Origin of the sequence: Microbacterium martis, assembly GCF_047246685.1 — a bacterium.
Classification (GTDB): Bacteria; Actinomycetota; Actinomycetes; order Actinomycetales; family Microbacteriaceae; genus Microbacterium.
Genome location: NZ_JBFOKT010000001.1, coordinates 910,798 through 923,819 on the forward strand (window position 1 = coordinate 910,798; position 13,022 = coordinate 923,819).

The following is a 13,022-nucleotide window of genomic DNA, read 5'->3' on the forward strand; positions in this document are numbered from 1 at the left end:
CCCACCGACACCCGGCCCGCCGGGCCCGACCCGGCCCATCCCGCACGCCCGGCCGGCCCCCCCCCCCCCCCCCCCGGGGGGGGGGGGGCCCCCCGGGGGGGGGGGGGGGGCCCCCCCCCCCCCCCCACGACCGGCTGTCTGTAGGAGAGAAAAATGGCTGGTGAACGACAGGCCCGTCTGGCGGACCGGATCCGCGTGATCCTGGCCGAGCGGCTCGAGAAGGGTCTCCGCGACCCGCGGCTCGGCTTCGTGACGATCACCGACGTCCGCGTCAGCGGCGACCTGCAGCACGCGTCGGTGTTCTACACCGTGCTCGGCTCCGAGGAGGAGCGAGTCGCCAGCGCGGCCGCGCTCACCTCGGCGACGGGGATGCTGCGCAGCGAGGTCGGGCGACAGCTCAGCACCCGACTGGTGCCGACGCTGGAGTTCATCCCCGACGCCCTGCCGGAGAGCGCCGACCACATCGGCGCCCTGCTGCGTCAGGCGCAGGAGCGGGACGCCGAGGTCGCGAAGCTCGCGTCATCGGCCTCGCACGCCGGAGATGCGGACCCGTACCGCACCGACGACTAACAGGACTGACCGGACTGCCCGTTCGCGGGGTCGATCTCACCGATATACAGCGTTGGAGAACGCCTCTGCGCCCACTCCCGGGTTGCTACTCTCGGCTCGGCGGGATCGATTCCCGCGGAGCTGAGGGGGATCGGCATCGAGGGTTCGGACGCGCGTGGAGGAGCTCGCTCGGTCGTGCCCGAGGTCGTCGAGCCGATGCTCCACGACCTGCAGGAGCGCGGCCTGAGTTGCGCTCCTCACGTGGTGTCCCGCCTCGTCGCGGAGCTGCACGGCGACGAGGAGTCGATCCGCGAGGTGGTCGCGCGCCTGGCGCCCGCGCAGCGAGGGGGACTCCACTCGCTGCCGACGCCGCTCCCGCTCGTCCCGGCGATCGCGCGCGCCTTCCACGATCTCTTGCTTCCGGCGCGCGACCGCGACCTGTTGCTGGCGGTGTCGGTCTGCCTCGACGACGACCTCGACCCCCTCGTGGAATTCGACGGACGATCCGCGCTCGAGATCGCCGCCGCGCCGGTCGGCCGTCACCTCATCGTTCGAGCGGGGCGCGCCCGGATGGTCGACCCTCGGCTGGCCATCTGGATCCGTTCCCGCACCGATCCGGCGGTGATCGGAGCGGTGCACGATCGGCTGAGCGCGATCTTCGCCGCTCGCGGGGATCGGGTGAGTGCCGACTGGCACCGCGCTCGGGCCTCCGTGGATCGGGATCCCGCCGCCGCGGCAGAGCTGACCCGCATCGCCAGGGAGCTCTCCGAGGCGGGGTACCCGGATCGGGCCCTGCTCCTCGCCCGCGAGGCGACCGAGCACGCCGAGGGCGTCGCCCTCGACGAGGCGCTGCTCGTCGCCGGCGCGTCGGCGGTCGGCGCGGGCTTCGTCGTCGAAGCGTCCGCGCGGCTGGGACGGCTCTTCTCGGGAGGAGCAGAGCGGTATCGCCTGCAGGGCCTCGCCGGACTTCTCACCGCTCGCGCGCATCTGCACGGGGCGGTGCCCGAGGTCGATCCCGGGACTCTCCGTCCGCGCAGCGACGATCCGGAGGACTGGTATTCGTGGACGCGTGCGGCGGCCCTCGCCGCTGTGCTCTGCGCCGAGCGGAGCGATCGCGTCGGGATGCGGTCCTGGCTGGACGCGCTGCGGGAGGGAGCTGCCCGGGTCGGTGCGGAACGCACCCTGCGCGATCCCGTCGTCGCCCTCAGCTGGCTGATCGCGGGGGAGCGCGACGTCGACGATGTCGCCGGGTCGGGTCCGGTGAGCGGACGGATGCTGCGCGCGATCCGGGCGGCAGTGGCGGGCGAGGTGGACCGCGGGCTCCGGATCCTGCGGGCTGCGGACGACACGACGGAGGGAGAGACCGACCCGCTCGTCGCCGGGTTCGAGTTCAGCCCGGTCGTCCAGGCCTACCGGTCTGTCGTCGAGGCACTGCTCCTCGTCTGGCGCGGCGACCTCGGCCCGGCACGCGAACACCTGTCGCACGCTGCGCTCCACTTGCCGGTCGCGATGCCGTTCGCGGGCCTCGGCGTCGTCCTGCTGCGACGGCTCGACCTGGCCGTGTTCGGCGACCTCGGCCCCATAGCGCGCGCACTGACGGCGGCCCTGCCCGCAGCCGTGAAGATCGACCGGCTGATCGACCGGGGCATCCGCTCCTACCTCGCCGGCGACTTCGACGACGCTGCGGCGTCGGTCGAGCTGTGGCTCGACCTCGGCGCCCCGCAGACGACCATGTCCGTGCCCGGCCTCGACGAGGTCGCTCTGACGTGGGAGGTCGGAACCCGCGCTCCGGGGATCGTCGCTCCACCCGACCTGATCCTCGCGCACGAGCTGCGGATGCGGATCGCGAAGACGACCGAGGGGCGCTGGCGCACCGAGCGCGACGAGGTGCGGGCATCGGCGCGTACGCTGCGCTCGCCCTTCTCGCGTGCCCGGGTCGAGGCGATGATCGGCGCCCAGTGCGCGATCCGAGACGAGCGCGTGGCGGCGCGCAGCCACCTCCGCAGCGCGCAGCGTCTCTTCGAGCTGAGCGGAGCCGCGGCCTGGGCGGAATCGGTCGAGCGGCGTCTGACGAGGCTCGACATCGAGGAAGGCCGTCGCACGTCGGGAGCCGACCCGCTCGCCGCCTGCCGGCACGCCTGGTCCCTGCTCCTCACGGCCCGCGAGGTCGAAGTCGCCATGCTCGCGGTCGACGGAGCCGCCAATCGCGACATCGCACAGGCTCTCGGGGTGTCGGTCCGCACCGTCGAGGTGCACCTCGGGCGCGTCTTCGGCAAGCTCGACGTGCGCCGACGCGTGGAGCTCACGGCGCTGGCCCACCGCACGAATCAGCACCTCTGAGCTCGCCGCGTCACCGCGGCAGCGAGATCGCCCCGCCATCGGCCTCCGCGAGGCCGTCGGCGATGAGCGAGTCGATCGCCCGGTCGCGCTGGGCCGCGTCGGGCCAGTCCGGCAGGATCTCGTCCAGGGGCACGGGCACGGGTGCTTCCCGCCGCAGCGCCCGCAGGATCGAACCCCGCGCCTGTCGGTCCGACCCCTCGTAGCGAGCCTGGCGTCTGCGGACGTCGCCGGTGTCGGGTCGCCCCGCCCCGAGCCAGGCGCACGAAGTGGCGATGGGGCACGCGTCGCAACGCGGCGACCGCGCCGTGCACACCGTGGCACCGAGCTCCATGGCCGCGGCGTTGAAGGCGGCGGCGTCGGCGTCGGATGCGGGGAGCAGCCCCTCCATGACGACGAGATCGGAGCGAGCGGGCGCCGACGGCTGCGCGCGGCCCTGCACGACCCGGGCGAGCACCCGCCGGGTGTTGGTGTCGACCACGGGATGGCGGTCTCCATAGGCGAAGACGGCCACCGCCCGCGCCGTGTAGTCGCCGATGCCGGAGAGCGACATCAGCGCATCCACGTCGCGCGGGACGACGCCGCCGTGGCGTTGCGTCACCTCGACCGCGGCGCGATGCAGCCAGAGCGCCCGGCGCGGGTAGCCCAGGTTCGCCCACTGCTGCACGACGTCGGCCGCGGTGGCGGCCGCCATCTCGGCCGGAGAGGGCCAGCGGGCGAGCCAGGCCTCGAGGTGGGGGATGACCCGGGTCACGGGCGTCTGCTGCAGCATGAACTCGCTGACCAGCACGCCCCATGCGCCGAACTCGTCGTGGAACGCCCGGCGCCTCCAGGGCAGGTCACGCATACCCGCCCGATACCATCGCAGGAGAGGCTGTGCGATCTCATCGACGGGGGTCGAGGAGATGCGGCGGGACACCCCGACAGCCTAGACGAGCACGACTCGGCTGACAGGGCCCGGAGGGAACGAGACGCATGAGCGCACGAGCACGGACGATCTCTCTGATTCCCGTCGCAGCGGCGATGGTGCTGCTGGCGGGCTGCGCAGCTGCGGGCGAACCGCACCCCTCGCCCACCCGGACGACGGCCGCGGAGACGTCTGCCTCGCGCCCGCCCTCTCCGAGCGAGGCGGCCGAGATCGATCCCGACGACCCCGGGACCTGGGTCATCACCGATGCGGGCGTCGGTCCCATCGAGCTGGGCGGCGATCTCGCCGCGACCCTCGCCGAGCTTCCCGACACGTGGAGGAACGACGAGGCCTGCAGCTGGACCGCCTGGTGGGAGGGGGAGGAGACCGGCACGGGCCTGTTCTTCCTGCGCGGTACCGAGTCGGAGACGGCGCCCATCTCGGAGATCTCCGTGTACACGGCCGCGACGGGGTCGACGGCCGACGGTCTGCCGCGCACCGCCGACGGTCTCGGCATCGGCGCCACCTCGGAGGAGCTCTTCGCGGCTTATCCGGACGCCGAGCAGGTGACGGCCGAGATCGGATCGTCGACGTGGATCCGCCTCCCCGGCGATGCTGACGGCCGGGTGTTCTTCGAGTTCCGCGAGGGCGAGACGACCGCCAGCAGCGTGGTCGTCACGACGCACGAGCAGCCGTCGTACGAGGTGTGCGGCTGACGCCGCACACGCACGGAGCCGCCGCACACGCATCGTAGGCTGGGGGGATGGTCCCACCCGGCATCCTCCTCGTCGACAAGCCGACCGGATTGACGAGTCACGACGTGGTGGCCCGCACACGCCGTGCCTTCGGAACCCGGAAGGTCGGTCATGCGGGCACGCTCGACCCCATGGCGACCGGACTGCTGGTGCTCGGCATCGAGGGGGCGACGCGCCTGCTCACCTACATCGTGGGCGCCGACAAGACGTACGAGGCCACCATCCGGCTCGGCTGGACGACCACCACCGACGACGCCGACGGTGAGATCGTGACCCGCGCCGATCCCGTTGCATGGGAGGCGGTCACCGACTCGTCACTCGACGACGGGATCGCGGCGCTCACCGGTGCGATCTCCCAGGTTCCGAGCACGGTCTCGGCGATCAAGGTCGACGGGCGCCGCGCATACGATCGTGTGCGGGCGGGGGAGGACGTGGTGCTCGTCGCCCGAGACGTGGTGGTCAGCCGGTTCGACGTGATCGCACGGCGCGAGGGCGCCGGCTTCCTCGACCTCGACGTCGCGGTCGACTGCTCGTCGGGCACGTACATCCGGGCGCTCGCGCGCGATCTGGGAGCCGGTCTCGGCGTGGGCGGCCATCTGACAGCCCTGCGCCGCACCCGCGTCGGTCCCTTCGGCGTGCGCGACGCCGTGGGGCTGGACGCCCTGACGGGCACGGCCACCCTGACGCCCGCCGAGGCGGCCTCGCGCGTGCTCCCGTCGTTCGCCGTGTCGGAGGAGGAGGCCCGTGACCTCCGCCACGGGAAGAGGATCCACGGCCGCGCCGGCGAGATCGCGTCGACGCCGGCGGCCGCGATCGACCCCGACGGCGTGCTGGTCGGCATCGTGGAGAAGCGCGGTGCCGATCTGAAGAGCGCCATGAACATGCCGGAGGTGCTCCGATGATCCTGTGGCTGACGATCGTCCAGATCGCGGTCGCGGTGGCCGCCGGGGTCTTCTGCGCCGTGGCAGGCCTCACCGGTCGTCGTCCGAGCGACTACACCGTCGGGGCGCTGGCGCTCGTCGAGCTCCTCCTCGTCGTCCAGGTGGTCGTGGCCGTCATCGCGCCCTTCGTCGGCAACGCGCCGACGGGCGATCTCCTCGAGTACTGGGTCTACCTCGTGTCGGCCGCTCTGCTCCCCGTGGGTGCGGTGCTGTGGGCGCTGACCGAGCGCAGTCGCTGGAGCACAGTCGTCCTCGGCGTCGCGGCTCTCGCGATCGCGATCATGCTGTGGCGGATGCAGGTGATCTGGACGATCCAGATCGCCTGAGGGCCCGGCATCCGGCGCCGTCGGTGTCGTCGCCCGGCTCTAAGATGGGATGCGTCATGAGTTCCCCCGCCCCCTCCACTCGGATGACCGGCATCGGTCGCGTCCTGGTGATCGTCTACGCCGTCATGGCGCTGGCTGCCACGGGGCGCAGCTTCGTGCAGATCGTCCGCCGGTTCGACGAGGCCCCGCTGGCCTACACGCTGTCGGCTCTCGCCGCCGCGGTGTACATCCTCGCCACGCTCGCGCTCGTCCTCGCGAGGCGCCGTGGCTGGTACACCGTCGCCTGGGTGGCGATCGTGTTCGAGCTGACGGGCGTGCTCGTGGTGGGCCTGCTCAGCATCGTCCTGCCCGCGCTGTTCCAGCACGAGACGGTGTGGTCGCTCTTCGGCCGCGGTTACCTGTTCATCCCGCTGGTCCTTCCGGTCTTCGGCATCTGGTGGCTGCGCACGCACCGTCCGGTCGCCGCCGACCGCCCCGTCGAGGTGACCGCGTGATCGTCTTCCGCAGCCCGGAGGAGGTGCCGTCCGATTTCGGGCCGACCGCCGTCGCCATCGGCAAGTTCGACGGCGTGCACGCCGGGCATCGCGCGGTCATCGAGCGGCTGAACGAGGTCGCGGCGGCCTCCGGGAGCCGGTCGGTCGCGGTCACCTTCGACCGCAACCCCCTCGCCGTCCTCCGCCCCGACCACTGCCCCGAGAACGTCGTGACGGTCGATCGCAAGCTGGAGCTGCTGGGCGAGCTCGGACTCGACGCGACGCTCATGCTCACGTTCGACCGCGAGCTCGCGGCGCAGAGCGCGGAGGACTTCGTCGTCGGCATCCTGGTCGGCGCGCTGAAGGTCTCGAAGGTCTTCGTGGGAGTCGACTTCCGATTCGGGCGGGGAGGCGCGGGCACCCCCGCGCTGCTCCGCGAACTGGGGCCGCGGTTCGGCTTCACCGTCGAGGTGGTCGACGACGTGTACCTGCCGGGGTCCGCCCGACGAGTGTCGTCGACCTGGATCCGCGAGCTCCTGATCGAGGGTGACGTCGCGGGCGCGGCGCGCGTGCTCGGACGGAACCCCGACGTGCGCGGCGAGGTCGTGCACGGCCTCAAGCGCGGGCGTGAGCTGGGGTTCCCCACGGCCAACCTCTCTCCGATCGTCGACGCCTTCGTGCCCGCCGACGGGGTGTACGCCGGATGGCTGGTCGACCACGACACCGGCATCCGTCATCCGTCGGCCATCTCGGTCGGCACCAATCCGACCTTCGACGACGTCGCGCAGCGGCAGGTCGAGGCGCACGTCCTCGATGAGACCGGCCTCGATCTCTACGGGCACGACGTGACCGTCGAGTTCGTCGAGCGGCTGCGCGGCATGGTCGCGTACGAGGGGATCGAGAAGCTGTCGGCACAGATCGCCGTCGACGTCGACGACGCGCGCCGCGTGCTGTCGGCGCCCACCCGGTGACACGACCGGCACCGCGCCGGCTCCGCGTCGAGACGCATCGATGGCATAGAATGGGGAGCGGTTCTCACCGATCCTCGCGCTTTTCGTGCATCGGCGGGGACCGGATCCACTGTTCGCACGGTCCTGGCTCGCGCCACACGCGGACATCGAGAACGGCTCTCGGCACCTGAGGATGCCGGACCTTCACGCTCAGGAGGAGCATGCCGACCACGGCGACCGCCGCCACGCGGCGCAAGAAGACGTCCCGTCGCGATGACGAGGCGCCCCTCATCCCGATCCTGGCCCGCAAGGTCCGAGAGATCGAGGCCAAGTCGCAGCGCGGCAAGCTCGGACCCACCAATCGGGTCAAGTTCCAGGTGATCGCCTTCCTCGTGCGCGAGGAGCGCGCCAGGGTCAAGGCCGACGCCGAGATCGGCGACCCCGCTCGCGCGGAGCTGCTGAAGAGACTCGACGGCGTGGCCACGATCCTCGCGAAGACCGCCGCCCGCGACACGTCGCTCATCCAGCTGCTGGAGGCCGACCAGGCGACGTCACCGGTGGCGAAGCGGATGCGGCGCGACTGGCTGCTCGAGTCGGGAGCGGAGCTCGCGCCGGAGGAGCTCATCATCGCCGATGCCGCTCCGGTGCAGATCTCGCCGGTGCCCGCCGCCATCGCCGAGCGGCAGGTCACCCCGCCGTCGGTCGAGGCGCGTCAGCTGGCCAATCCCTTCCTCGCACCCGACCTGACTCCGCGCAGCACGGTCACGCCTCGTCGTCGCCTCGACGGGTGGGAGCTGATGGGACCGCTCTACAAGGCCTTCGAGACCGGAGCCGGGGGATCGGCGGCGACCATGGAACTGCCGCCCGCCCCGGAGTACGATCACCTGTCGCCCAAGGGCCTCGAGATCATGGTGCATCAGTCGCGCTTCCTCGAAGCGGTCCGTGCGGGCCACCGCAGCTTCCTGCTCGCCGACGAGCCGGGCCTCGGCAAGACCGCGCAGTCGCTGATGGCCGCCTCGGTCGCCGGTGCCTACCCGCTGCTGGTCGTCGTGCCCAACGTCGTGAAGATGAACTGGGCGCGCGAGGTGGAGCGGTGGACGCCGCAGCGCCGTGCCACGGTCATCCAGGGCGACGGCGACGACATCGATGCCTTCGCCGACGTCTTCATCGTCAACTACGAGATCCTCGATCGCCACCTGTCGTGGCTCTCGTCGATCGGGCTGCGCGGCATGGTGGTCGACGAGGCGCACTTCATCAAGAACCTCTCGTCGCAGCGGTCGCAGAACGTGCTGTCGCTCGCGGCCCGGGTGCGAGAGCGCACCCCCGGCGGCGACCCGCTCATGCTCGCGCTCACCGGAACGCCCCTCATCAACGACGTCGAGGACTTCGACGCGATCTGGCGCTTCCTGGGGTGGACGACCGGAGAGAAGCCCGGCGCGACGCTGATGGAGAAGCTCGACGCCACCGGACTCACTCCGGCCGACAAGGCCTTCTATCCCGAAGCGCGGGATGCCGTCATCTCGATGGGCATCGTGCGCCGCAAGAAGAAGGATGTCGCGGCCGACCTCCCCGACAAGCTCGTCGCCGATCTGCCGGTGCAGCTCGACGACGAGTTCGGGCGCAGCATCCGTCAGGCGGAGCGCGAGCTGGGGGAGCGCCTCGCGGCGAAGTACCGCCGCATCATCGAGGCGCGTTCCTCGTCCGCCGGGTCCGCGAGCGCGTCGAGAGGCGCTCACGGCGAGATCGACGACGACATCGTCCGTCTGGTGGCGCAGAACGAGCTCGAGGAGTCGAAGGCGGCCGGCACCGGCGGAGACAACGTCTTCACGATGGTCCGCCGCATCGGTCAGGCGAAGGCGCTCCTGGCCGCCGACTACGCTGCCCAGCTGCAGCGCTCGGTGGGCAAGGTGGTGTTCTTCGCCAAGCACATCGACGTGATGGATCAGGCGGAGGCGCACTTCGCCTCGGCCGGCATCCGCGCGGTGTCGATCCGCGGCGACCAGACGTCGACCGCTCGTCAGCAGGCCATCGACGCGTTCAACGGCGACCCCGAGGTCGGGATCGCCGTGTGCTCGCTCACGGCCGCGGGTGTGGGACTGAACCTCCAGGCGGCATCGAACGTGGTGCTCGCCGAACTGTCGTGGACCGCCGCAGAGCAGACGCAGGCGATCGACCGCGTGCACCGCATCGGTCAGGACGAGCCGGTCACGGCGTGGCGGATCATCGCGGCGCACACCATCGACACCAAGATCGCCGAGCTCATCGACCAGAAGCAGGGCCTGGCCGCCCGCGCCCTCGACGGGGAGGCCATCGACGAGGCCGCCGCGGAACCGGTGCAGCTCGCCGCGCTGATGCACCTGCTCCGGCAGGCGCTCGGCTCCGCTTAGGCGTCAAGAACCCCCTTTCTTAACGCTGATCTCGGGGTCCGAAGCCGCTCGTCGGCCAAGAACTCCGATATCGCTGCCGCTGCCCGGCAAGATCGTGCCTTTTCGGCGCGCTCGAATGGCGCGCGGCGGTGACGGGGCAGTAGTGTCGATCGCAGGCAGCGTCGCCTTTCCCCCTTTCCCGAACGTCTGAAGGCACCAGCATGAAGATCGGCATCCTGACGAGCGGCGGCGACTGCCCCGGACTCAACGCGGTCATCCGCGGCATCGTGCTCAAGGGCACCACCTCGTACGACCTCGAGTTCGTCGGCATCCGCGACGGCTGGCGGGGCGTCGTCGAGGGCGACTTCATGCCGCTGACCCGGCATGAGGTGAAGGGTCTGTCGAAGGTGGGAGGCACGATCCTCGGCACCAGCCGCACGAACCCGTACGAGGGCGAACGCGGTGGTGCCGAGAACATCGCCAAGACGCTGTACGGGCACAAGATCGACGGCATCGTCGCGATCGGAGGCGAGGGGACACTGGCCGCGGCCGACCGCCTCTCGAAGGACGGCATCAAGGTGCTCGGCGTTCCGAAGACCATCGACAACGATCTGCACGCCACGGACTACTCCTTCGGCTTCGACACCGCGGTGAACATCGCCACCGATGCCATGGACCGCCTGCGCACGACCGGCGACTCGCACCAGCGCTGCATGGTCGCCGAGGTCATGGGACGGCACGTCGGCTGGATCGCGCTCCACGCCGGTATGGCCGCCGGCGCGCACGTCATCTGCATCCCCGAGGTGCCGATGTCGATCGACGAGATCACCGCACTCGTCACGAGCGCGCACGACCGCGGACGCGCCCCCCTGGTCGTCGTCTCCGAGGGGTTCAAGCTCTCCGGCATGGAGGAGGCCTACAGCGACAAGGGTCTCGACGCGTTCAATCGTCCCCGCCTCGGCGGCATCGGCGATCAGCTCGCGCCGGAGATCGAGCGCATCACCGGCATCGAGACGCGCGCGACGATCCTCGGCCACATTCAGCGCGGCGGTTCGCCGTCGGCCTTCGACCGCGTGCTCGCGACCCGTCTGGGGCTGCATGCGGCCGACGCGATCGTCGAAGGGGCGTGGGGGCAGATGGTCGCCATGCAGGGCACCGACATCGTCCGGGTGCCGTTCGCCGATGCGCTCGGCGAGCTCAACACCGTTCCCCGCTATCGCTACGACGAGGCGGCCGCGCTCTTCGGCTGACCTCGGCGGCGGCGTGTGCCGCTCATTCGGCGAGGTCGAGCGTGTCGAGCAGCCAGGCCAGCTCGAAGGCGCGCTCCTTCCAGGAGTTGTAGCGTCCGCTCACTCCTCCGTGGCCCGCGACCATCTCGCACTTGAGCAGCACGTCGGATGCCCCGGCCTCCCGCAGCCGCGCGACCCACTTCGCGGGCTCGACGTACAGCACACGGGTGTCGTTCAGCGACGTCACGGCGAGGATGCGCGGGTAGCGCACGCCGTCGCGGACGTTCTCGTAGGGGGTGTACGACTTCATGTAGGCGTACACCTCGGGGTCGTGCAGCGGATCGCCCCACTCGTCCCACTCGATGACCGTGAGCGGCAGCGACGGATCGAGGATCGTCGTCAGGGCGTCGACGAAGGGCACTCCCGCCAGGATGCCGGCGAACAGGTGGGGTGCGAGGTTCGCCACCGCGCCCATCAGCAGACCGCCGGCGCTGCCGCCCTCGGCGACGAGCTTCTCCGGCACGGTGATGCCCGAGGCCACCAGGTGCTCCGCGCACGCCACGAAATCGGTGAAGGTGTTGCGCTTGTGAAGCAGCTTGCCCTCCTCGTACCACTGCCGGCCCATCTCGCCGCCGCCGCGGACGTGGGCGACGGCGAAGACGACCCCCCGGTCGAGCTCCGACAGCCGCGCGACCGAGAACCCGGGGTCGATCGAGTGCTCGTACGATCCGTAGCCGTACAGGTGCACCGGGCGGGGCGCGTAGCCGGGATCGCCGAACGACCGCTTCCAGACCAGCGAGACCGGCACCTTCGTGCCGTCGGGCGCGGTGGCCCAGTCGCGCCGCTGACCGTACTCCGCGGGGTCGTACCCGCCCAGGACGGCGACCTGCTTGCGCAGCACGAGCTCGCGCGACGCGAGGTCGAGGTCGAAGACGGTCGCAGGGGTGACGAACGACGTGTAGCCGAGACGCAGATAGGGGGAGTGCCACTCCGGGTTCCCGCTCACGCCGGCCGAGTACAGCGGCTCCTCGAACGGGATCTCCGCGACGGCGTCGGTCGCGTAGTCCAGCAGCCCGACGCGCTCGAGTCCCTCGCTGCGGTACTCCACGGTCGCGAAGTCGCGGAACGCGTCCATGCCGAGCAGACGCCTGCCCGGCCGGTGCGGGACGACCACCCGGCGCTCTCCCTGCGGATCGGCCGCGGCGACGGAGACCAGTTCGAAGTCGAGGGCATCGTCGTTGTGGAGGATGAGCAGCCGGTCCTCGCCGTCGACCACCGCGTGCTCGAGCGAGTACTCGACGCCTTCGCGCCGTGGCCACACGAGGCGGGGCTCGGCGGTGAGATCGCCGGTGAGGTCGACCAGGTACTCCTCGCTCGTGATGCTCGAGCCGACGCCGATCACCAGGTACCGGCGGCTGCGCGTGATGCCGGCGCCCAGCCAGAACTTCTCGTCGGGCTCGTGGAAGAGCTTCACGTCATCGACGATCGGGGTGCCGATGCGATGCAGCCACAGGGTGTCCGGTCGCCAGGCGTCGTCCCTGGTCGTGTAGAGGATGCCCGTGCCGTCGGGCGTGAAGAACGCGCCGCCCGTGTTCGGGATCTCATCGCCAAGGGTCTCGCCCGTCACCAGGTCGCGGACCCGGACGGTGTAGAGCTCGTCGCCCTCGAAGTCGGTCGACCACAGGAGCTTCGTCGCGTCGTCCGACGTGTCGAAGGCGCCGAGCGCGAAGAACTCGTGTCCGTCGGCCTCGACGTTCCCGTCGAGCAGCACGACCTCGCCGGGAACCGGTTCGCCCGGCTCGAGGCGCGGCGGCGTCCAGTCGTCGGGGGCGGCGGCGGCGCGGCAGTGGATGCCGTACTGCGCACCCTCCTCGGTGCGGCTGTAATACCACCAGTCGCCTCGGCGAGTGGGCACGGAGAGATCGGTCTCCTGGACGCGGCCCTTGATCTCCTGGAACAGCTGCTCGCGGAGACCCGCGAGGTGCGCGGTCCGCGCCTCGGTGTACGCATTCTCCGCCTCGAGGTGCGCGACGACCTCGGTGGAGTCCTTCGCCCGCAGCCACTCGTAGGGGTCGTCGACCTGGTCGCCGTGGTGGGTGCGGAGGGAGGAGCGGCGCTCGGCCAGGGGGGCATCAATCACCGCTCCACGCTATCCCAGGTCGAGTTGACCGGCACCGGGGAGGGTGGGA

Annotated in this window: 11 protein-coding genes; 9 read left to right on the forward strand and 2 right to left on the reverse strand. The window is 71.1% G+C overall.

Translation table 11 applies throughout. The features are described from left to right. Positions 1-153 precede the first annotated feature (153 nt). A complete protein-coding gene (gene rbfA / locus AB3M90_RS04310; RefSeq protein WP_412950167.1) occupies positions 154-570 on the forward strand; it encodes a 30S ribosome-binding factor RbfA in 417 nt (138 codons plus the stop codon). Between the two features lie 174 nt (positions 571-744). Further along, positions 745-2,889, forward strand: coding sequence for a helix-turn-helix transcriptional regulator (locus tag AB3M90_RS04315; protein WP_412950168.1), 2,145 nt, complete (start codon positions 745-747; stop codon positions 2,887-2,889). A 10-nt stretch (positions 2,890-2,899) separates the two neighbouring features. Here the strand turns inward: AB3M90_RS04315 and AB3M90_RS04320 are convergent, their stop codons facing one another. Beyond that, complete coding sequence (locus AB3M90_RS04320) at positions 2,900-3,733, reverse strand: HhH-GPD family protein (protein WP_412951215.1); 834 nt, start codon at positions 3,731-3,733, stop codon at positions 2,900-2,902. A 128-nt stretch (positions 3,734-3,861) separates the two neighbouring features. Here AB3M90_RS04320 and AB3M90_RS04325 point away from each other — a divergent pair, with 128 nt between their 5' ends. The 7 genes from AB3M90_RS04325 (at position 3,862) to AB3M90_RS04355 (ending at position 10,854) form a co-directional block, all read left to right on the forward strand. Next, a complete protein-coding gene (locus tag AB3M90_RS04325; RefSeq protein ID WP_412950169.1) occupies positions 3,862-4,509 on the forward strand; it encodes a hypothetical protein in 648 nt (215 codons plus the stop codon). A 47-nt stretch (positions 4,510-4,556) separates the two neighbouring features. Beyond that, positions 4,557-5,450, forward strand: coding sequence for a tRNA pseudouridine(55) synthase TruB (truB, locus tag AB3M90_RS04330; protein WP_412950171.1), 894 nt, complete (start codon positions 4,557-4,559; stop codon positions 5,448-5,450). Then, complete coding sequence (locus tag AB3M90_RS04335) at positions 5,447-5,815, forward strand: hypothetical protein (RefSeq protein ID WP_412950172.1); 369 nt, start codon at positions 5,447-5,449, stop codon at positions 5,813-5,815. The genes truB and AB3M90_RS04335 overlap by 4 nt, the downstream gene beginning before the upstream one ends. Before the next feature lie 56 nt (positions 5,816-5,871). Continuing rightward, entirely contained in the window at positions 5,872-6,309 is a 438-nt protein-coding gene (locus tag AB3M90_RS04340) for a hypothetical protein (protein WP_412950174.1), read from the forward strand. Next, complete coding sequence (locus tag AB3M90_RS04345; RefSeq protein WP_412950177.1) at positions 6,306-7,259, forward strand: bifunctional riboflavin kinase/FAD synthetase; 954 nt, start codon at positions 6,306-6,308, stop codon at positions 7,257-7,259. The genes AB3M90_RS04340 and AB3M90_RS04345 overlap by 4 nt, the downstream gene beginning before the upstream one ends. A 200-nt stretch (positions 7,260-7,459) precedes the next feature. Next, positions 7,460-9,625, forward strand: coding sequence for a DEAD/DEAH box helicase (locus AB3M90_RS04350; RefSeq protein ID WP_412950178.1), 2,166 nt, complete (start codon positions 7,460-7,462; stop codon positions 9,623-9,625). 200 nt (positions 9,626-9,825) lie between these two features. Next, positions 9,826-10,854, forward strand: a complete 1,029-nt coding sequence (locus AB3M90_RS04355; protein ID WP_412950179.1) for a 6-phosphofructokinase — start codon at positions 9,826-9,828, stop codon at positions 10,852-10,854. 22 nt (positions 10,855-10,876) lie between these two features. Here the strand turns inward: AB3M90_RS04355 and AB3M90_RS04360 are convergent, their stop codons facing one another. Next, positions 10,877-12,973, reverse strand: a complete 2,097-nt coding sequence (locus AB3M90_RS04360; protein ID WP_412950180.1) for a S9 family peptidase — start codon at positions 12,971-12,973, stop codon at positions 10,877-10,879. Between the last annotated feature and the right edge of the window lie 49 nt (positions 12,974-13,022).

Bases quoted from the DNA above. Each gene is read 5' to 3' on its own strand.
- rbfA (WP_412950167.1), top strand. From the start codon at position 154: ATGGCTGGTGAACGACAGGCCCGTCTGGCGGACCGGATCCGCGTGATC.
- AB3M90_RS04320 (WP_412951215.1), bottom strand. From the start codon at position 3,733: ATGCGTGACCTGCCCTGGAGGCGCCGGGCGTTCCACGACGAGTTCGGC.
- AB3M90_RS04325 (WP_412950169.1), top strand. From the start codon at position 3,862: ATGAGCGCACGAGCACGGACGATCTCTCTGATTCCCGTCGCAGCGGCG.
- truB (WP_412950171.1), top strand. From the start codon at position 4,557: ATGGTCCCACCCGGCATCCTCCTCGTCGACAAGCCGACCGGATTGACG.
- AB3M90_RS04335 (WP_412950172.1), top strand. From the start codon at position 5,447: ATGATCCTGTGGCTGACGATCGTCCAGATCGCGGTCGCGGTGGCCGCC.
- AB3M90_RS04340 (WP_412950174.1), top strand. From the start codon at position 5,872: ATGAGTTCCCCCGCCCCCTCCACTCGGATGACCGGCATCGGTCGCGTC.
- AB3M90_RS04350 (WP_412950178.1), top strand. From the start codon at position 7,460: ATGCCGACCACGGCGACCGCCGCCACGCGGCGCAAGAAGACGTCCCGT.
- AB3M90_RS04355 (WP_412950179.1), top strand. From the start codon at position 9,826: ATGAAGATCGGCATCCTGACGAGCGGCGGCGACTGCCCCGGACTCAAC.